We start from the raw sequence: 19158 nt of genomic DNA, 5'->3' as shown, positions 1-19158 counted from the left end.
GTCCCTAAACAGTCGGGAAATCGAGCGGACTGAAGTGGTGCCAAGTGATGCGACGCGCCGTCAGGAAAGAACACGGGACTTCGCTCGGCCGCGCACACGTGCTCGAAAGGCAGCGCCCATCACTCGCTGTGAGCGCGCCGCAACACATGTGGGGAGCATAGTCAGTTCGGGTTTGGCGTGTGACCTCGATGAAGGGAAGGTTCCCATCGGTCAAACAGCCTCATCAAGCGGTCGGAATCCGCTCGGAAAATGACATCAAGCGATCGAATTGATCGCTGCTTATCGGTAATAGCGAAACTGCGCGAACGACAGTGCGGCCGGGACACCTGGGGTGCCCCGGCCGCGGTCTCTCCCGGGTTCCCGCCCGGGTTCTCGGAACAGCTCTCGGGCGGTTCCCGGTGACGTCTCAGGCGATCTCGACCAGGAGATCGCCGCCTTCCACCTGCTGGATACGGCTGATCGCCAGGCGGGAGACGCGGCCGCTCCTCGGCGCGGTGATCGCGGCCTCCATCTTCATCGCCTCGATGGTGGCCACCGTCGCACCGGCCTCGACCTCGTCCCCCTCGGCGACGGCCAGCGTGACCACTCCGGCGAACGGCGCCGCGACATGACCCGGGTCGGACCTGTCGGCCTTCTCGGTCACCGGGAGGTCGGCGGCCGCGGCCCTGTCGCGTACCTGGATCGGGCGCAGCTGGCCGTTCAGGGTCGACAGCACGGTCCGCATGCCCCGCTCGTCGGCCTCGCCGACGGCCTCCAGTTCGATGAGCAGCCGTACGCCCGGGCCGAAGTCGACGGTGTACTCCTTCCCGGGCCGCAGCCCGTAGAAGAAGTCCTTGCTGTCGAGCACGCTGGTGTCGCCGAACGCCTGGCGGTGGGCCTCGTACGCCTGCGTCGGCCCGGGGAAGAGCAGGCGGTTCAGCGTCGCCCGGCGGTCCTTGGCCAGGCCCGTCCGGTCCTCCGGGGTCAGCTCCCGCATCGGCCTGGGCCCGGGCCGGCCCTTCAGCGCCTTGCTGCGGAACGGCTCCGGCCAGCCGCCGGGCGGCGTGCCCAGCTCGCCGTGCAGGAAGCCGACGACGGAGTCGGGGATGTCGAAGCGGTCGGGCGCCGCCTCGAAGTCCTCCGGCGCCACCCCGGCGCCCACGAGGTGCAGCGCGAGGTCGCCCACGACCTTCGACGACGGCGTGACCTTCACCAGCCGGCCCAGCATCCGGTCCGCGGCCGCGTAGGTCGACTCGACGTCCTCGAAGCGGTCGCCGAGGCCGAGCGCGACGGCCTGGGTGCGCAGGTTGGAGAGCTGGCCGCCGGGGATCTCGTGGTGGTACACGCGTCCGGTCGGCGAGTCCAGACCCGCCTCGAAGGGGGCGTAGATCCTGCGGACGCTCTCCCAGTACGGCTCCAGGTCGCCGACCGCCTGCAGGTCGAGGCCGGTGGGCCGGTCGGAGTGGTCGGTCGCCGCGACGATCGCCGACAGCGAGGGCTGCGACGTCGTGCCGGCCATGGACGCCACCGCGCCGTCCACCGCGTCCGCCCCGGCCTGGATCGCCGCGAGGTACGTGGCGAGCTGGCCGCCCGCCGTGTCGTGGGTGTGCAGGTGCACCGGCAGGTCGAACTCCCTGCGCAGCGCGGAGACCAGCCTGGCCGCGGCGGGGGCGCGCAGCAGGCCGGCCATGTCCTTGACCGCGAGCACGTGGGCGCCGGCGTCGACGATCCTCTCGGCGAGCCGCAGGTAGTAGTCCAGGGTGTACAGCTTCTCGGCGGGGTCGGAGAGGTCGGACGTGTAGCACAGCGCGACCTCGGCGACCGCCGTCCCGGTCTCCCGTACGGCGTCGATCGCGGGCCGCATCCGGTCCACGTCGTTGAGCGCGTCGAAGATCCGGAAGATGTCGATACCGGTGGCGGCGGCCTCCTCCACGAAGGCGTCGGTCACCTCGGTCGGGTACGGGGTGTAGCCCACGGTGTTACGGCCCCGCAGCAGCATCTGCAGGCAGATGTTCGGCACGGCCTCGCGCAGCGCGGCCAGGCGCTCCCACGGGTCCTCCGCGAGGAAGCGCAGCGCCACGTCGTAGGTGGCGCCGCCCCAGCACTCGAGGGAGAGCAGCTGCGGCAGGGTGCGCGCCACCGTCGGGGCGACGGCGAGCAGGTCCTTGGTGCGGACCCGGGTCGCGAGCAGCGACTGGTGGGCGTCGCGGAAGGTGGTGTCGGTGACGCCGATGGTCGGCGACTCGCGCAGGCTCCGCGCGAAGCCCTCGGGGCCGAGCGCGGTGAGCCGCTGCCGGGAGCCGGCGGGCGGCTCGCCGGCCGGCAGCGCCGGCAGCTTGGTGACCGGGGAGACGAGCTCGGGCCGCGGGCCGTGCGGCTTGTTCACGGTGACGTCGGCGAGATAGGTGAGCAGCTTCGTGCCGCGGTCGGCCGAGTGACGCGCGGTCAGCAGGTGCGGCCGCTGCTCGATGAAGGCCGTCGTGACTCGTCCGGCCTGGAAGTCCGGGTCGTCGAGCACGGCCTGGAGGAACGGGATGTTGGTGGACACGCCGCGGATGCGGAACTCGGCCACCGCCCGCCGCGCCCGGCCGACCGCGGCCCGGAAGTCCCGGCCCCGGCAGGTCAGTTTGACCAGCATCGAGTCGAAGTGGGCGCTGACCTCCGTACCGGCGTGGGTGGTTCCGCCGTCCAGCCGGATGCCCGAGCCGCCCGGGGAGCGATAGGCGCTGATCATGCCGGTGTCCGGGCGGAAGCCGTTGGCCGGGTCCTCGGTGGTGATCCGGCACTGCAGCGCCGCCCCGCGCAGCACGACGGACTCCTGGGTCAGGCCGAGGTCGGCGAGCGTCTCGCCGGCGGCGATCCGCAGCTGCGACTGCACCAGGTCGATGTCGGTGACCTCCTCGGTCACCGTGTGCTCGACCTGGATGCGCGGGTTCATCTCGATGAAGACGTGGTTGCCGTCGCGGTCCAGGAGGAACTCCACGGTGCCCGCGTTGCGGTAGCCGATCTCGCGCGCGAACCGCACGGCGTCGTCGCAGATGCGCTGCCGCAGCGCCGGGTCGAGGTTCGGGGCGGGCGCGAGCTCGATCACCTTCTGGTGGCGCCGCTGCACCGAGCAGTCGCGCTCGAACAGGTGGATGACGTTGCCCTCGCCGTCGGCGAGGATCTGCACCTCGATGTGCCGGGGATCGACGACGGCCTTCTCCAGGAAGACGGTGGCGTCGCCGAACGCGGACTCGGCCTCGCGGGCCGCCGCCTCGATCGCCTCGCGCAGGGCCGCCGGTTCCTCGACCCGGCGCATGCCGCGCCCGCCGCCGCCCGCGACCGCCTTGACGAACACCGGGAAGCCGATGTCCGCGGCGGCCGCGACCAGTTCGTCCACGTCGGTGGACGGCGCCGAGGAACCGAGCACGGGCACTCCGGCCGCGCGGGCGGCGGCCACCGCACGCGCCTTGTTGCCGGTCAGCTCCAGGGTCTGCACGGACGGGCCCACGAACGTGATGCCCGCCTCCTCGCACGCGCGCGCCAGCTCCGGGTTCTCGGACAGGAAGCCGTACCCCGGGTAGACCGCGTCGGCACCCGCCAGACGGGCCGCCCGGACGATCTCCTCGACCGAGAGGTAGGCGCGCACCGGGTGCCCGGGCTCGCCGATCTCGTACGCCTCGTCGGCCTTCAGCCGGTGCAGCGAGTTGCGGTCCTCGTGGGGGAAGACGGCGACCGTGCGCGCGCCCAGTTCGTAGCCGGCGCGGAACGCGCGAATCGCGATCTCGCCGCGGTTGGCCACCAACACCTTGCGGAACATCTCTGATCCCTTCGCCCGGCTCGTTTCGGCAACGCTAAGGGCTGCCCGGCGGCCTTCAGAAGGCACCCGAGCAGTGACATGGATCATCGCGCCCGGGTGGACGAGCGGCGGCGTCATCGGGATTTCATCGGCCGTCCCTACCGTGTCCGCGTTCGGACCAAAGCCTCCATGACAGGGGAAGGACGGCTCGATGGCGCGGAGGAGACGCGGAGCGGGACCGCTGACGGCGGTCATGGCCGCGGTGACGCTGACGGTGACGGGCACCACGGCGGCCACCGGTACGCCGGCGGCCGAACCGGGGCCCGACAGGCCGACGATCCGCTACACCGAATACGGCATCCCGCACATCATCGCCTCGACGTGGGAGGGGCTGGGAACGGGTTACGGCTACGCCGCCGCCAGGGACAACATCTGCACGCTGGCCGACACGTACCTGATGGTGAACGCCCAGCGGTCCCGCCACCTGGGACCCGACGGCAAGGCGAGTCCCGGCAAGAACCAGAACGGCACCACCAACCTCAACAGCGACCTGTACTTCCAGCGGATCAAGGACAACGGGGTGGTGGAGCGGCTGCTCGCCCGGCCCGCCCCCGACGGGCCGGAGCCGGAGGTCAGGGAGGCCATCCGCGGCTACGTCCGGGGATACAACAGGTACCTGGCCGAGACCGGCGTCGACCACATCACCGACCCGGCCTGCCGCGGCGCGGCGTGGGTACGGCCGATCACCGAACTCGACGTGTACCGGCACGCGCACGCCGAGATCATCATGGGCAGCGCAGACGCGCTGCTCGACGGTCTGGTCGGTGCCGCGCCGCCGGGCGCCTCCGCCGCCCGTTCCGCCGCGCCGGGGTCCTCCTCGGCCCCGGCTCCGGATTCCGCCTCCGCCGCCCCGCGGCAGGCGTCGTCACCCGCGAAGACCGCCCGCCGGATCCGCGACGCGATGGCGGCGGACGCCCGGCAGGGCATGGGCAGCAACGCGCTGGCGGTCGGCTCCCAGGGCGTGTCCGGCGGGACGAGCATGATGCTGGCCAACCCGCACTTCCCGTGGCAGGGCAAGAACCGGATGTGGCAGAGCCACCTGACGATCCCCGGCAAGGTCAACGTCTCCGGGGCCAGCCTGCTCGGACTCCCCGCGGTGAACATCGGCCACAACGACGACGTCGCCTGGAGCCACACGGTCGCCACCGTGGCCCCGTTCGGACTGTTCGACGTCCAGGTGGATCCGCTCGACCCGACCATGTACCTGGTCGACGGCACCTGGCGGCGGATGACCTCGCAGCAGGTCTCCGTCGACGTACGCAACGCCGACGGGTCCCTCGGGAAGGTCACCAGGACCCTGTGGTCCACCCGCTACGGCCCGGTCACCACGTCGGTCCAGGGCATCCCGCTGCCCTGGGTGGTCAGCGCGCACGCGGTGCGCGACGTGAACATGGAGAACCTGCGGGCGCTCAACACCTGGTTCCACCTCGACCAGGCCACCGACGTCCACGACGTCGTGAACACCCTGGAGACCACCCAGGGCGTCCCCTTCTTCAACACCGTCGCCTCCGACCGCAAGGGCAACGCCCTGTACGCGGACATCCAGGCCACCCCGAACATCACCGACGAGCACGCCAGGTCGTGCCTCACGGAAACCGGCAAGCTGCTGTTCGACCAGCCGATGCGGCTGCCGAACGTGCCGCCCGTCTCGATCTTCGACGGCAAGCGCAGCGCGTGCGACTGGCCCGACGACCCGGACGCCGTCGCGCCCGGCCTCCTCGACCCGCACCAGCAGCCGCGGCTGATCCGCTCCGACTTCGTGGGCAACGCCAACGACAGCCCGTGGCTCGCCAACCCCGAGCAGCCGCTGTCCTACCCCAGGGTGATGGGCGACGCGGCGGCGCCCCGGTCCCTGCGCACGCAGGAGCTGATCGTGACCGCGCGGAACCGGATCAACGGCACGGACGGCCTGCCGGGCCGGGGCTTCACGCCCGAGAACATGGGGCAGTTGCTGTTCGCCGACAACAGCAGGGCCGCCGACCTCGCCCTCAACGCGACGGTGACCGCCTGCCAGAACGTCCCGTTCGGGCTCGTCCTCGTGGACGGCAACCTGGTCAACGTGAGCGAGGCGTGCCCGGTCCTGGCCGCCTGGCGGAGCCACGACTACACGGCCGACAGCCGGGGCTCCCTGCTGTTCGCGAACTACTGGTCCTACCTGTCCGGAGGCCAGGGGGTCGAGAAGCTGCCGTGGAAGGTTCCCTTCGACCCCAAGGACCCGGTGCACACGCCCAACACGCTGGACTCCGGGAGCTCCGCCGTCCGCGACGCGCTCGCCCGGGCGGTCCTCGCCCTGCGCAACGCGGGAGTCCCGCTGAACGCACCGCTGTCGGACGTCGTCAAGGTCACCCGCAACGGTGAGCAGATCCCGGTCCACGGCATGATCGGCGAACTCGGCGTCCTCAACGTCATCACCCCCGGCCAGGTCGACGGAAAGCCGGACGTCGTCTTCGGAACGAGCTTCGTCCAGGTGGTGCGCTTCACCGCCGAGGGCCCGCCCCAGGCCTCGTCCGTCCTGGCGTACTCCCAGTCGGCGGACCCCGGTTCTCCGCACCACGCCGACCAGACCAAGCTCTTCTCGGCCGGCCGCTGGGTCACCGAGCGGTTCACCGAGGAACAGATCGCGGCCTCGCCCGCACTGCAGGTCAAGGTCCTGGACTGAGTACCACCGAGGGAGGGAAAGCCATGAGAAGGACATCGCACCGGTGGCGGCTCCTGGCGGCGTGGATGATCGCCGCCGTGGCCGCCGTCATGCCGGCCGCCGGCCCGGCACAGGCCGCCGACGGCACCGCGCCGCCGCCGATGACGGACGGGTTCGGCCTGACCCAGGTCGAGCCGGCCGTCGGCGGTCCCACGGACTTCTACCTGACCGTGACCACGCCCGAGGTCACCGGCAGGCACCACATCAAGATCATCCTGCCCAGCGGCTACGACGACGACCCCGGCCGGCGCTACCCCGTGCTGTACTTCCTGCACGGGTCGCCCGACGACCCGGTCCAGCAGACCTACCCGGCGCTGTCCATGTCCGACCGGATGATCACGGTGATCCCGGACGGCGGCGCCCGCGGCTGGTACGCGAACTGGCTCGACCAGAAGACCGTGCTCGGCGCCCAGAACTGGGAGAACTTCCACCTCAAGCAGGTGATCCCGTTCATCGACGCGAACCTGCGGACCATTCCCACGAAGAAGGGCAGGGCCGTCGCCGGCGTCTCCATGGGCGGGTTCGGCGCCTTCCACTACGCGCAGGCCCGACCCGATCTGTTCGCCCAGACCGCGTCCCTGTCCGGAGACGTCGACCTGTCGGCGAAGTCCATGGACCTCCGGTTCGCCGTCGTCGCCTCCCTCATCGACGCCACGGGCGCGATCTGCGCCTCGTCCTCCGGCTCGTGCAACCCCGACGAGTCGCCGTACAAGCCGGGCGTGGACAGCGACGCCGCGTTCGGCTCGCCCTACCCGGTCTTCAACGCGGACTGGCGGTGGAACGAGGTCGACCCGGCCGGGCACATGGACAGGCTCAGGGACGTCGGTGTCTCCCTCTACGTCGGCAACGGAGGAGGCTCGCCGACGGAACCGGAGTTCTGGCTCGAAGGCGCGGCCAAGCACGCCAAGAACAGCATGGACGCCCTGGGCATGTCGTACTACTACGTCAACTACGGCGACGGCTCCGCCTGGGGCACCCAGTGCAACGGCGGCCACAACGCGGGCTGCTGGGAGCAGGACCTCCGGGACCTGATCCCACGGCTGGAGAGGGCCCTCGCCTCCTGACCGCGTCGATCAGTCCGCGCCCGCGCCGGCCTGGTCCCCGCGCAGGACCAGCCGGCGCGTGCGCCGCAGCAGCGGGCTCGGAGCGACGCCCAGGTCCTCGGCGAGCCGGCGGCGGGCGCGGTCGAACACGGTCAGCGCGTCGGCCTGTCTGCCGCAGCGGTACAGCGCGCGCATCAGCATCGCGGCCACCGGCTCGTTCAGCGGGTGCGCGGCGAACACGGCGAACAGGTCGACGACCGCCTCGGAGCACCGGCCGAGCCGCAGCTGGTACTCCGACTTCCGCTGGACGAGGGCGATCCGGCGCTCCGTGAGCCGCAGCCGCTCGCGTTCCGCGAGCGGCCCGGGCAGGCCGGCGAGCGGCTCCCCGCGGAACAGGGCGAGCGCCCGGGAACACAGGCGGACCGCCTCCGCCGGATCGCCCGCCCGGTCCGCCGTCCCGACGGCGGCGACGAGTTCGTCCAGGCGGGCGACGTCCAGCTCCACCGCGCCGGGGACCAGGCGGTAACCGCACCGGTCGTGGGCGATGACCGGGTCCGGTCCCTCCCCGTCGCGCAGGGCCTTGCGCAACCGGTAGACGTACACCGGCACCACGTTCGCCTCCGGCTGCTCCACTCCCCACACGCCGTCGAGCAGCTCCCGCCGGCTGAGCGTCCGGCCCGTGTTCAGCGCGAGCGCCGCCAGCACGGCCTGCCGGCGCAGATGCCCGAGGCGCAGCGGCCGCCCGTCCTGCCACGCCCGAAGCGGCCCGAGCACGGAGAGCCGGACCCGCGGCCCGGCCGTCCGCGCGGCGCCGGTGCGGGGGCCGTGACCGGGGAGGACCAGACCGCAGTCGAAGGCGTGGACGACGGCGGCCGCCCGGTCACGCAGCCCGAGCGCGGCGAGGATCCGAGCGAGGTCCTCCGCCACCGAGTCCTCGGGCAGGGACAGGGCGGCGGCGATCTCGTCGTCCCGCAGACCGCAGCCGACCGCGGACAGCAGCTCGCGGTCCCGGTGCCCGAGCACGACGGCGGTGGGACGCCTGGCGCCGGGAGCCCTGGCGCCGGTCGTCCTCGTGCGGGGAGGCCTGGTCGTGGCGGTCGTCGGCATCGCTGCTCCCGGGCTGCGGACCTGTCGGTCGGGCGGATGTCGCCGACAAGGTAGTGGCGCGGGTGCCGGGCGGGGCATCCGGAACCCTCCGGAGTGACACGGACCCGCCGCGGTGCCGGCCGCTGCTCCGGCTCAGGAGCCGGTGACGCCCAGGGCCTGGATGTCGACCATGCCGTAGGCCTGGCTGACGTACACGTTGGTGAGCCGGGGGCCGCGGTAGTTGAGGGACTTCACGGCGACCATGGGCAGGTAGTGGGCGCCGTCGGTGAGCCTGTGGTTGATCTGCCGGTAGAGCTCGGCGGCCCTCGTGTCGTCCTTCTCGCTCCTGGCCCGGTCGAACAGGGAGTTGATCGCCGGGTCGTCGACCTGGGCATAGTTGGTGTTGCCGCTCGTCGGGATCTGGCGTCCGTCGGCCAGCGGCTGCAGGAAGGTCGAGCCGTGCGGGAAGTCGGCGACCCAGTTGACCGAGATCAGGCCGTAGCCCTTGTTCCTCACCTCGCCGGGAGAGCCGGCGACGTCGAAGAACTTCGTGATCTCCAGCTTCTCGATCTCCAGGGCGATGCCGACCTTCCCGAGGGCCGCCTTGAGGGCCTCGGCGGCCGCGAGGTCCTTCGGCCGGGACTCGCGCACGAGCATCTTGGTGGTGAAGCCGTTCGGCCGCCCGCAGGCCGCGAGCTCCTCCTTCGCCTTCGCCGGCCGGGGCTTGCCCGTGGTCAGGCCGAAGGGGTCGTACGCGTCGCTGCCGGGCAGGGTCGGCGGCAGCATGCTGCCGTAGCGGGTGCCGGCGAACGGGCCGCCCTGGGCGGTCTCCAGCGCGGTGGTGTCGGCCGCGTACAGCACGGCCTTGCGGCAGTGCTCGTCGTCGAACGGCGCCGTCCCGGACACGAGCGCGACCGCCCGGAAGTAGCCGGAGTACGGGGCGTCCGCGCTGGCCTTCAGCTTCGGGTCCCGGAGCACCCTGGCCGCGGCGGCCTGGGTCAGCCCCGGCTGCGAGGCGTCGAGGTCGGCGCTGCCGCCGACGAGCCGCTGGGCCACCTGCTCCGGATCGGTGGAGATGTCCAGCTCGATCCGTTCCGGCAGCGCCTTGCGCAGCGGGTCGGTGGCCGGGCTCCAGTTCGTGTTGCGGACCAGGACGAGCGACGTGTCGGGCTTGTACGAGGCGAATCTGTACGGCCCCGAGGAGACCGGCTTCGCCCCGTAGCGGCTCCCGGTGTCCTTCGCCTCGGGCACGGGCGCGGTGGCGCCCGTGGCCAGCAGGTGCGGGAAGCGCGAGTCCGGCGCGGCGAGGCGGAAGACGAGGGTCCGCTCGTCCGGTGTCGTGACCGACTTCAGCCCGGTGCCGCCGTCCTTGTACGGGCCCCGGTAGTTCTGCCCCTGGTCGAGAAGCTCCGTGAGATAGGTGGGGCCGCCGGAGACGACGTCCTGCGCGAAGACGCGCTCGATCGCGTACTTGACGTCCCGGGAGGTGATCGGCGTGCCGTCCTCGAACGTGACTCCGGCCCTGAGCCGGACGGTGTAGGTCCTGCCGTCGGGCGAGACGTCGGGCCGCGCCTCGGCCAGGTCGGGGACGAGTTCGAGGCCCTGCCTGCCGGGCTTCGTGTCGTAGGTGAGCAGCGTGCGGCTGTAGAGGCGCTGCATGTTCCACACCCACCCGTAGTACGAGCGCGCCGGATCCCAGGAGTCGGCGTCGGTGCCGCTGGCGAGGCGCAGCGTGCCGCCCTTCCTGCCGGAGGCGTTGACCACCTTGTCGACCGCGGCGTCGAAGCCGCCGGCGGCGGTCCCGCCCGACGGCGAGCCCGAGCCGCCGCCCGTCGACGCGGCGCTGCCCCCCTTGCCGTTGTCCTTGTCCTTGCCCAGGTTGACGACGAGGGCGGTGACGCCGCCGCCGGTGACCAGTGCCGCCGCGACGGCGATCGCCACGAGTCTGCGGGTCCGCGCGCGTCCGCCCGGACCGGCGGTGGTCCGGGACGGGGACGTCGTGGGAGAGCCGGATGTCCAGGTGGAGACGAGGACCGGGTCGGTGCCCGGCTGCTGCGGTGCCGTCGTGCCGGCCGCCGGTCCGGACGTCGACCCCGGTGTCCGCGGCGGTGTGGGAGGCGGAGTCGGCGGCAGCGGCGGCGGTGACAGGGGCGCGGCGGGAGTGGCCGAGGGCGTGGCCGGCGCCGGCGTGGCCGGGGCCGGTGTCGCCTCCGGCGCCGGGGCGGGTGACGGGTCGGGCGCCGGGCGGGGGCTCTTGGCCAGGGCGTTCCGCGGATCCGGGGGTGTCGGCACCGATCCGGCGCCACCCTCCGCGACGGCTCCGGAGGGCCGCGGGTCCGGCGCGGCGGCCGGGCCCGGCGACGGCTCCGGTGCCGCGGGGGCGTCGGGTCCGGCCGGGCGGGTGAGGGCCAGGGCCACCGCGTCCGGCAGCCAGTCCGTCTCCTTCGGCAGCCCGCCGCCGTAGGTGTGGCCGCCGGTCTCGCCGAGCAACCGGGCGAACTCCGCGAGGAGTTCGGCAACGGTGGGCCGCCGCGCGGGATCCTTCTCCAGGCACCGGCCGACGAAGCCGGTGTCGGCGGGCAGGCCGTGCAGGTCCGGGGGCTCGTACACGGCGCGGAAGTTCACCGAGTGCGGGGAGCCGGTGCCGAACGGCGCCGTGCCGGTGCCCGCGAAGGCGAGCACCGCGCCGAGGGAGAACACGTCGCTGGCCGGACCCACCTGACGTCCGGTCACCTGCTCCGGGGACATGAAACCGGGAGTGCCGATCACCATGCCCGTCCGGGTGAGGACGCTCGCCTCCGCGACGATCGAGATGCCGAAGTCGATGACGCGGGGGCCGTCGGCGGCGAGCAGAACGTTCGACGGCTTCAGGTCCCGGTGGACGAGTCCGGTGCCGTGAATGGCCTCCAGCGCCTCGACCAGGCCGGCCCCCAGGACGAGCAGCGGGCGCCGGGGCCAGGCCCCGTGGGCGCGCACCGCCGCGTCGAGCGGCATGCCGGGCACGTACGCGGTGGCGAGCCAGGCGGGGGAGCCCTCGGGGTCGGCGTCGACCACGGCAGCGGTGAAGAAGCCCGTCACACGGCGGGCCGCCTCCACCTCCCGGGCGAAGCGGCGCCGGAAGTCGGGGTCCTCCGCGAGTTCGGCGCGCACCACCTTCACGGCGACCATCCGGCCGCTGGTGGAGCGGCCCAGGTACACACGGCCCATGCCGCCCGCGCCGAGGCGGGCCAGGATCCGGTAGCGCCCCACCTGCCGCGGGTCTGCGGCGCCCAGCTCTTCCAACGTCCCCCCAGGCGGTGGTCCCGCGTCCGGGGACCGTCCGTCGACGATTACACCAGACCCCGCCGCCCCACCGGCCGCCCGCGTCCGCATCCGCCGGGCCGCCGACGGGCGCCCGTTCGCGCGCACTCCCGTTCGACCACGAGTGGCCGCACCCGCCTGCCGCGGGTCCGTCGGCGCGGGCGGTGGGGGAGGCGTGGCCGAAACGTCTCGGCCCGGGTGCGCGCGGCCGCCCGTTCGGCGGACACCGTCGTGCGCCCTCGTGGCGCCGCTCCCGCGCCGGTGACCTGAGGGATCGTCAAAGCGCATTTCGAGTAACGGAGTTGCGGAGGGGCGCGAAGCCGGAACCGCACGCCCCCGCGGGCTCTCCCCGGGTGGCTCGAATGTCGTCGTCGGCCCGGATAAACCCCGGGTCGAGCAAGATCACTGCTTCGAGGTAATGCCCCCGTTCCAGCTGGGCGGATGCCGTCCGCAGGCCGCTACTGTTCCCACGGATCTGGACGGATTCCCAGAGATTGTGTCGGTTTTTCCTCTTTTCAAGGAGCGCTCGTCCCATGACCGTTGAGACCGGCCCGGACACGGAGCTGGAGCCGCCTCGGCCGCAGTCCAGCCTCAGCACCGCGGCTGCCCGAAACCTCGCCACCACGACCAAGTCCGCCCCGCAGATGCAGGAGATCACCTCCCGGTGGCTGCTGCGGATGCTGCCGTGGGTGGAGACGAAGGGCGGCGCCTACCGGGTCAACCGCCGACTGACCTACACCGTCGGCGACGGTGTCATCGAGTTCGTCCAGGACGGCGCCGCCGTCCGGGTCATCCCCCGGGAACTCGGCGAACTCGCCCTGCTGCGCGACTTCGACGACGAGGAGGTGCTCAGGGCGCTCGCCGACCGGTGCGTCCAGCGCGACTTCCGCCCCGGAGAGGTCATCGTCGAGCGCGGCACGCCCGCCGAGCAGATCCACCTGATCGCCCACGGCCGGGTCAGCCAGACCTCCGTCGGCAAGTACGGCGACGAGGTCGCGGTCGCGGTCCTCGCCGACGGCGACCGCTTCGGCGAGAACGCCCTCCTGGACGCCGACGCCATGTGGGACTACACCGCCACCGCCGAGACGCCCGGCACCCTGCTCACCCTCTCCCGCGCCGACTTCGCCGCCGTGCAGGCCCAGGCGCCCGCGCTCGCGGACCACATCCGGCGCTTCAGCTCGCTGCCCGAGCAGCGGCAGAACAAGCACGGCGAGGCGGAGATCGCCATGTCGGCCGGCCACGTCGGCGAGGCCGAACTCCCCGGCGCCTTCGTGGACTACGAGCTCAAGCCGCGCGAGTACGAGCTCTCCGTCGCCCAGACCGTGCTGCGGGTCCACACCCGGGTCGCCGACCTCTACAACGGCCCGATGAACCAGACCGAGGAACAGCTCCGGCTCACGATCGAGGCGCTGCGCGAGCGCCAGGAGCACGAGCTCATCAACAACCGCGAGTTCGGTCTGCTGCACAACGCCGACTTCAAGCAGCGGATCCAGACCCACTCGGGTCCGCCCACCCCGGACGACCTCGACGAGCTGCTCTGCCGCCGCCGCGGGACCAAGTTCCTCTTCGCCCACCCGAAGACGATCGCCGCGATCGGGCGCGAGTTCAACGCCCGCGGGCTCTACCCGGACCACGTCGACGTGGGCGGACAGTCCGTCCCGGCCTGGCGCGGGGTGCCGATCCTGCCCTGCAGCAAGATCCCCATCACCAAGGAGCAGACCAGCTCCGTCATCGCCATGCGTACCGGCGAGGACAACCAGGGCGTCATCGGTCTGCGCCAGACCGGACTGCCGGAGGAGTACGAGCCGGGCCTCTCGGTGCGCTTCATGGGCATCAACGAGCAGGCGATCATCTCGTACCTGGTCACCACGTACTACTCCGCCGCCGTCCTCGTGCCCGACGCCCTCGGCGTGCTGGAGAACGTGCAGATCGCCCGCAGGCGCGACTAGCGCCCGAGCGGCGAGGATTCGTCCGAGGGCCGCGCCGGGCCGGGCTCTCCTGGCCGGGACGGCCCCACCATCCCACCAAGGAGCCACGGATGCCCGATCCCGGGCTTTCCTCCCTGCCCTCGGGTCCGGCCGCGGCGCCCGCCCGTCCGCCGCTGCCCGGTCCGCCCTCCGCCCCGTTCGGGTCCGCGGGGAGCGCGCCCGTCGAAGCGCCGCCCGCGCCCGCCGTGCCCGCGGCCCCCGTCACGGACGCCGACCTCGCTCCCGTACCGCCGGAGTCCGCGCTGGAACGCGTCCTGCGCGGCCCCAGCGGTCTGGGGACGGCGACGCTGTCCCTGGCCCGGCGGGCGGAGCCGCCGGTACCGCCGGCACCACTGCCGGCACCGCCGGTACCCGCGGCCGCTCCCGCCGGCGAGGCGCCGGCCGCACCGGGCACGCCCATTCCCGGTCTCTACCACCACCCGGTCGCCGAACCCGACCCGGCCCGGGTGGCGGAGGTCAGCCGCCGGATCAAGGAGTGGGCGGTCGACGAGGTCCAGGCGGTCCCGGCGGAGTGGGAGGACCAGTTCGACGGCTTCTCCGTCGGGCGCTACATGGTCGCCTGCCACCCGGACGCGCCGACGGTCGACCACCTGATGGCCGCCACGCGCCTGATGGTCGCGGAGAACGCGGTCGACGACGTCTACTGCGAGGACCACGGCGGCTCGCCCGTCGGGCTCGGCAGCCGTCTCCTCCTCGCGCACACGGCGCTCGACCACCTGCACACCACGGACGAGTACGCGCCGGCCTGGCGGGAGTCGCTCGAGTCGGACGCCCCCCGCCGGGCCTACCGCTCGGCGATGGACTACTTCTGCCGGCTGGCCACGCCGTCCCAGGCCGACCGCTTCCGGCACGACATGGCACGGCTGCACATGGGCTACCTCGCCGAGGCGGCGTGGGCCGAGACCGACCACGTGCCCGAGGTGTGGGAGTACCTGGCGATGCGCCAGTTCAACAACTTCCGCCCCTGCCCGACCATCACCGACACCGTCGGCGGCTACGAGCTGCCGGCCGACCTGCACGCCCAGCCCGCCATGCAGCGGGTCATCGCGCTCGCCGGGAACGCGACCACCATCGTGAACGACCTGTACTCCTACACCAAGGAGCTCGACAGTCCCGGCAAGCACCTCAATCTGCCCGTGGTGCTCGCCGAGCGCGAGGGCCTCTCCGCCAAGGAGGGTTATCTGAAGGCGGTCGAGGTCCACAACGACCTCATGCACGCCTTCGAAGCCGAGGCCGCAGCCCTCGCGGCCACCTGCCCCGCCCCCGTCGTGCTGCGCTTCCTCCGTGGCGTGGCCGTGTGGGTCGACGGCAACCACTACTGGCACCAGACCAACACCTACCGCTACAGCCTGCCCGACTTCTGGTAAGAAACGGACTTTTATCTGTGACCAGCACCGAGTTCACCACCGCCGAAGGCACCTCCACGTTCGTCCCCGCGCCCGCGACGCCCTACCAGGGGGACATCGCCCGCTACTGGAACAACGAGGCCAGGCCCGTGAACCTGCGTCTCGGCGATGTGGACGGGCTCTACCACCACCACTACGGCATCGGCGACATCGACCACGCGTCCCTCGGCGACCCCGAGGACAGCGAGTACGAGAAGAAGCTGATCGCCGAGCTGCACCGGCTGGAGTCGGCCCAGGCCGAGGTGCTCCTCGACCACCTCGGCACCATCAACCCCGACGACACCCTCATGGACGCGGGCTGCGGGCGTGGCGGTTCGATGGTGATGGCCCACCAGCGCTTCGGCTGCAAGGTGGAGGGCGTCACCCTCTCCGCCAAGCAGGCCGACTTCGCCAACCGGCGGGCCGGTGAGATCGGCATCGAGGACCACGTCCACGCCCGGGTGTGCAACATGCTCGACACCCCGTTCGAGACCGGGCAGATGGCCGGCTCGTGGAACAACGAGTCCAGCATGTACGTCGACCTGCACGACCTCTTCGCCGAGCACTCCCGGGTCCTCGCGGTCGGCGGCCGCTACGTCACCATCACCGGCTGCTGGAACCCGCGCTACGGCCAGCCCTCGAAGTGGGTCTCCCAGATCAACGCGCACTTCGAGTGCAACATCCACTCCCGCCGCGAGTACCTGCGCGCCATGGCCGACAACCGTCTGGTTCCCCAGGCCGTCGTCGACCTGACCGCCGAGACCCTGCCCTACTGGGAGCTGCGGGCCACGTCCTCGCTGGTCACCGGGATCGAGGAGGCCTTCATCGAGTCGTACAAGGACGGCTCCTTCCAGTACCTCCTGATCGCTGCCGACCGCGTCTGACCGCCGCCCCACCGGCGGAAAGGAGCCGGGTCTGCCCCCTTTTCGGACAGGCCCGGCTCCGTCATGGGTGAGATCCGGCCAACATCCGCTCAACGTCCTTTCCGGTCATGCGATTTCATGATTCCCCTTGTTAGCTTCGTTTGCAGACGGAACGGAGCCGGGGGGACTCATGGGACGGGAACGGGGCACGAGCACGTACGCGCACTCCTGCGCGGCGAGCGTGGCGCACGCGACGGGCGGGGCCCGCCGGTGAGCACGCCCACGCCGAGCCCGAGCGCGACCGCCACCGCGCCGCCGAGCCCCAGCCCGAGCTCGAGCCCCAGTCCGAGCCCGAGTTCGAGCCCCGGACCGAGTTCGAGTCCGAGCCCCCAGCCCACCACGACGCCGACGCCCGGCACCTCACAGCTGCCGTCGCCGGCTCCGTCCTCGGGCACGCCCAGCCCCGAGCCGACGCCGTCACCCAGCCCGCAGGCGCCGCCGACCCCGCCGCACTCCGGCCCGCCGCCGCAGCTGCCGCCGGCGACCCCGCCCGCCGTGTCCAACCCGTGGACGGCTCCCGGCGGCTTCGACGTGCAGCCGTTCCACCTGTACCAGGTGGCATCGGCCCTCGCCGTCGAGCAGCAGTCGTTCCACAAGGCGCTCACGCAGTTCCTCGACGTCCACTCCGGCTACTCCAAGGTCGGCGGATCCGGCACCGTCACGGTCGAGTTCGCGAACCAGTACGCCGCGGTCGTCGCCCTGCTCCTGGAGGTGCACGCCAAGGCCGTGGTCGCCATCGGCGGCGCGGCGGTCGGCTTCACCACCACGGCCAACAACTTCCGGCAGGCGGACGCGGCCACCCACCCGCTCAATCCGCCCTTCGCGCCACAGGCGCCACCACAGGTCATCACCTCGCCGCCGGCGTACGCGGCGCCGCCGCCGTTCGGCGTCCGCGACGGCAACGCCGTCGACGAGTTCGCCGACATCTTCGACGACGGCGACATCCCCGGCTCCCTGATGCGCACGGTGATCGAGCAGGCGCTGCGCACCGGCCGCGCGCTGGAGATCCTGCCGCTCCCGAACTACCTGAAGGTCAACGAGCTCTCCCAGGCCTGGCTGCCGTACCAGACGGGCATCGGCATCATCCAGGGGCAGCTCAGCGGCACCATCGACGCCATCACGGACAACGCCAACGCGGACTGGCACAAGGCGATGCTGCAGTTCGTGTCCTCGCTGTGGGGAACCACGGCCTGGGGCAAGAGCACCGTCGGCTACGAATGGGCGCACAAGCCGGCGACCGGCGCCGGCACGAGCACCCCGGTCTTCGGCGTCCTCAGCACCACGGCCCAGATGCTGGCCCAGGCGATCCGCTCGTACGCGGAGGCCGCCGAGAAGGTCCGCACCGAGCTGCGCGAGATCCTCTACAAGGCCATCAAGGATGCCGTCGCCCTCCTCGACATCACCGACATCAGGGACTTCGGAGGCCTCGTGGAGCGCCTCAAGAAGATGTGGAAGGGCCTGGGCGCCGCGGTGATGGCCAGCATCGACACGGACGCCGTCAACAAGGCCGTCGACACCTACGAGGCCTCGCTGCGCACGCAGATCGACGTGGTGAAGAAGCTGCTCGACCCGCTGCGTGAGGCCTCGCGCGCCGTGCCGACCTTCCAGTCGCAGTCGGCGCGTGCCGAGGCCTTCGGATCACGCTCGCTCTTCGAGTTCGACCGGTCGATCGTCCCGCTCAACGAGCAGTCGCGGGACCCGAACGCCAGGTTCGGCATCGACCTCGCGTCGATGGAGTGGGAGCGCAACGACTTCCAGCCCCCGCCGCCCGAGGCGCTGAGGGAGGGGAAGGAGGCCCACACGATCGACAAGCACATCGGTCTCACCCCGCAGCAGCTGATGCACCGGCTGCGCGACCAGGGCGGCGCCGACGCGTCGACCTTCCGCGACCTCTCGTCCGCCGAGCAGTACGTGCAGACCGCGGTGAACGACCCGTCGAAGAAGACCGAGCTGGAGACCTGGATGCGCAACCAGGAGCGCAAGGTCGCCGACGGCACCTTCAAGCCCGGATCCGTCAAGGCCTGGGACTTCCCGGTCACGGACACCAACGGGCAGCCGGTGGCCGTCGGCACCTCGGTGAGCCAGGCGGACTTCGCCGCGTCCGGCTACCAGGCCCGGGCCAAGGACGTCCACACGGTGCACGTGGTCCTCGCCTACTCGCCGGAGTCGAAGTCCTTCTACGTGCTCACCGCCTATCCGAAGGCCCCTTAACATGCGTCAGGTGACCGAACCCACCGACGCCGTCCTGACCAGCGGGGTGATCGCCCGCCTCGTCGACCTCGCCGTGGCCTCGCGCAACCCCGGGGCCGCCCCGCTGGAGGACGAACTCCAGCGCTTCTCACGGCTGATGCAGGACTCCCACGCGATCGCCTGGGTCATGCCCTTCGACCTCGTGGCCTCGCTCCTCGACGCACTGGCCGACGAGTACGGCACGGAACGGTTCGGCACCAGGCCGGCCGCGTTCCGTGACCGGCTCGCCCGGGCGGCCGGCGACGAGCCCGTCGACGCCTTCCTGCGCTCGCTGGCCGAGCTCGTCCGCGATCCCTGGTTCGCCGACCGCCCGGGCTACGACGAACTGCCGCTCTCGCAGTGGGAGGCCCTGGCCCGCTTCGACGTCGTCAACGAGTTCGCGTCGCAGCTGCCCACCGGTGAGTACGACAGGGACCCGGAGGCGGAGGCTCGTGACCTGGTCGCCATGGACCACCCCGACTGCCACGGCAGGATCGCGGATCTCGCCGGCCAGCTCCAGCGCGTCCTGTGCATGTTCCGTTCGCCCGCCGAGCTCGACGCGGCCTTCGCGCCCGTCATGCCGTCGGTGACGAGCGCCCGGCTGCGGCTGCTCCTCGACGCCGTCCACGCCCACTTCGCCGAGCAGCACTGACCCACCCGACCCATCGCCACGGAAGGAGCCGCCG

Annotated in this window: 11 protein-coding genes; 7 read left to right on the top strand and 4 right to left on the bottom strand. The window is 72.1% G+C overall.

Annotated features, from left to right (window positions below):
• Nucleotides 1–406: 406 nt before the first annotated feature.
• Nucleotides 407–3781, bottom strand: coding sequence for a pyruvate carboxylase (locus tag ACFVGS_RS19255; protein WP_385693117.1), 3375 nt, complete (start codon nt 3779–3781; stop codon nt 407–409).
• Nucleotides 3782–3971: 190 nt separating this feature from the next.
• Between ACFVGS_RS19255 and ACFVGS_RS19250 the strand changes: the two genes are divergently transcribed.
• Together ACFVGS_RS19250 and ACFVGS_RS19245 are read left to right on the top strand one after the other, a co-directional pair.
• Nucleotides 3972–6479 (top strand): penicillin acylase family protein, encoded by a 2508-nt coding sequence (locus ACFVGS_RS19250; protein ID WP_384410987.1) that lies wholly within the window; start codon nt 3972–3974, stop codon nt 6477–6479.
• 23 nt (nt 6480–6502) lie between these two features.
• Complete coding sequence (locus tag ACFVGS_RS19245; protein ID WP_384410990.1) at nt 6503–7582, top strand: alpha/beta hydrolase; 1080 nt, start codon at nt 6503–6505, stop codon at nt 7580–7582.
• A gap of 9 nt (nt 7583–7591) precedes the next feature.
• Here the strand turns inward: ACFVGS_RS19245 and ACFVGS_RS19240 are convergent, their stop codons facing one another.
• Together ACFVGS_RS19240 and ACFVGS_RS19235 are read right to left on the bottom strand one after the other, a co-directional pair.
• A complete protein-coding gene (locus ACFVGS_RS19240; RefSeq protein WP_384410993.1) occupies nt 7592–8668 on the bottom strand; it encodes a BTAD domain-containing putative transcriptional regulator in 1077 nt (358 codons plus the stop codon).
• A 132-nt stretch (nt 8669–8800) separates the two neighbouring features.
• Entirely contained in the window at nt 8801–11929 is a 3129-nt protein-coding gene (locus tag ACFVGS_RS19235) for an ABC transporter substrate-binding protein (RefSeq protein WP_385693116.1), read from the bottom strand.
• Between the two features lie 551 nt (nt 11930–12480).
• Between ACFVGS_RS19235 and ACFVGS_RS19230 the strand changes: the two genes are divergently transcribed.
• The 3 genes from ACFVGS_RS19230 to ACFVGS_RS19220 all read left to right on the top strand — a co-directional run bounded on the left by ACFVGS_RS19230 (nt 12481) and on the right by ACFVGS_RS19220 (nt 16204).
• Entirely contained in the window at nt 12481–13896 is a 1416-nt protein-coding gene (locus ACFVGS_RS19230) for a family 2B encapsulin nanocompartment shell protein (RefSeq protein ID WP_384410999.1), read from the top strand.
• A gap of 89 nt (nt 13897–13985) precedes the next feature.
• Nucleotides 13986–15302: a family 2 encapsulin nanocompartment cargo protein terpene cyclase gene (locus tag ACFVGS_RS19225; RefSeq protein WP_385693115.1), complete on the top strand. Its 1317-nt coding sequence runs from the start codon at nt 13986–13988 to the stop codon at nt 15300–15302.
• A 17-nt stretch (nt 15303–15319) separates the two neighbouring features.
• Nucleotides 15320–16204, top strand: a complete 885-nt coding sequence (locus tag ACFVGS_RS19220) for a geranyl diphosphate 2-C-methyltransferase (RefSeq protein ID WP_384411005.1) — start codon at nt 15320–15322, stop codon at nt 16202–16204.
• A gap of 167 nt (nt 16205–16371) precedes the next feature.
• Here ACFVGS_RS19220 and ACFVGS_RS19215 read toward each other — a convergent pair whose 3' ends face one another.
• On the bottom strand, nt 16372–16746 hold the full coding sequence (locus ACFVGS_RS19215; protein WP_385693114.1) for a hypothetical protein: 375 nt from the start codon (nt 16744–16746) through the stop codon (nt 16372–16374).
• Between ACFVGS_RS19215 and ACFVGS_RS19210 the strand changes: the two genes are divergently transcribed.
• Nucleotides 16739–18454, top strand: a complete 1716-nt coding sequence (locus ACFVGS_RS19210; RefSeq protein WP_384411011.1) for an RNase A-like domain-containing protein — start codon at nt 16739–16741, stop codon at nt 18452–18454. The two genes, ACFVGS_RS19215 and ACFVGS_RS19210, sit on opposite strands and share 8 nt — an antisense overlap.
• 10 nt (nt 18455–18464) lie before the next feature.
• Nucleotides 18465–19124 carry a hypothetical protein gene (locus ACFVGS_RS19205; RefSeq protein ID WP_384411014.1) on the top strand — a complete coding sequence of 220 codons (660 nt, stop codon included), beginning with the start codon at nt 18465–18467 and terminating at the stop codon, nt 19122–19124.
• The last annotated feature ends 34 nt before the right edge of the window (nt 19125–19158 follow it).

This window comes from Streptomyces sp. NPDC127114 (genome assembly GCF_042677525.1).
Taxonomy (GTDB): Bacteria; Actinomycetota; Actinomycetes; order Streptomycetales; family Streptomycetaceae; genus Streptomyces.
This window is presented reverse-complemented; position numbering and strand designations above follow the sequence as displayed.

What these genes read in the sequence shown, in the direction of transcription:
- ACFVGS_RS19255 (WP_385693117.1), bottom strand. Translation starts at nt 3,781, where the DNA reads ATGTTCCGCAAGGTGTTGGTGGCCAACCGCGGCGAGATCGCGATTCGC.
- ACFVGS_RS19250 (WP_384410987.1), top strand. Translation starts at nt 3,972, where the DNA reads ATGGCGCGGAGGAGACGCGGAGCGGGACCGCTGACGGCGGTCATGGCC.
- ACFVGS_RS19245 (WP_384410990.1), top strand. Translation starts at nt 6,503, where the DNA reads ATGAGAAGGACATCGCACCGGTGGCGGCTCCTGGCGGCGTGGATGATC.
- ACFVGS_RS19240 (WP_384410993.1), bottom strand. Translation starts at nt 8,668, where the DNA reads ATGCCGACGACCGCCACGACCAGGCCTCCCCGCACGAGGACGACCGGC.
- ACFVGS_RS19230 (WP_384410999.1), top strand. Translation starts at nt 12,481, where the DNA reads ATGACCGTTGAGACCGGCCCGGACACGGAGCTGGAGCCGCCTCGGCCG.
- ACFVGS_RS19225 (WP_385693115.1), top strand. Translation starts at nt 13,986, where the DNA reads ATGCCCGATCCCGGGCTTTCCTCCCTGCCCTCGGGTCCGGCCGCGGCG.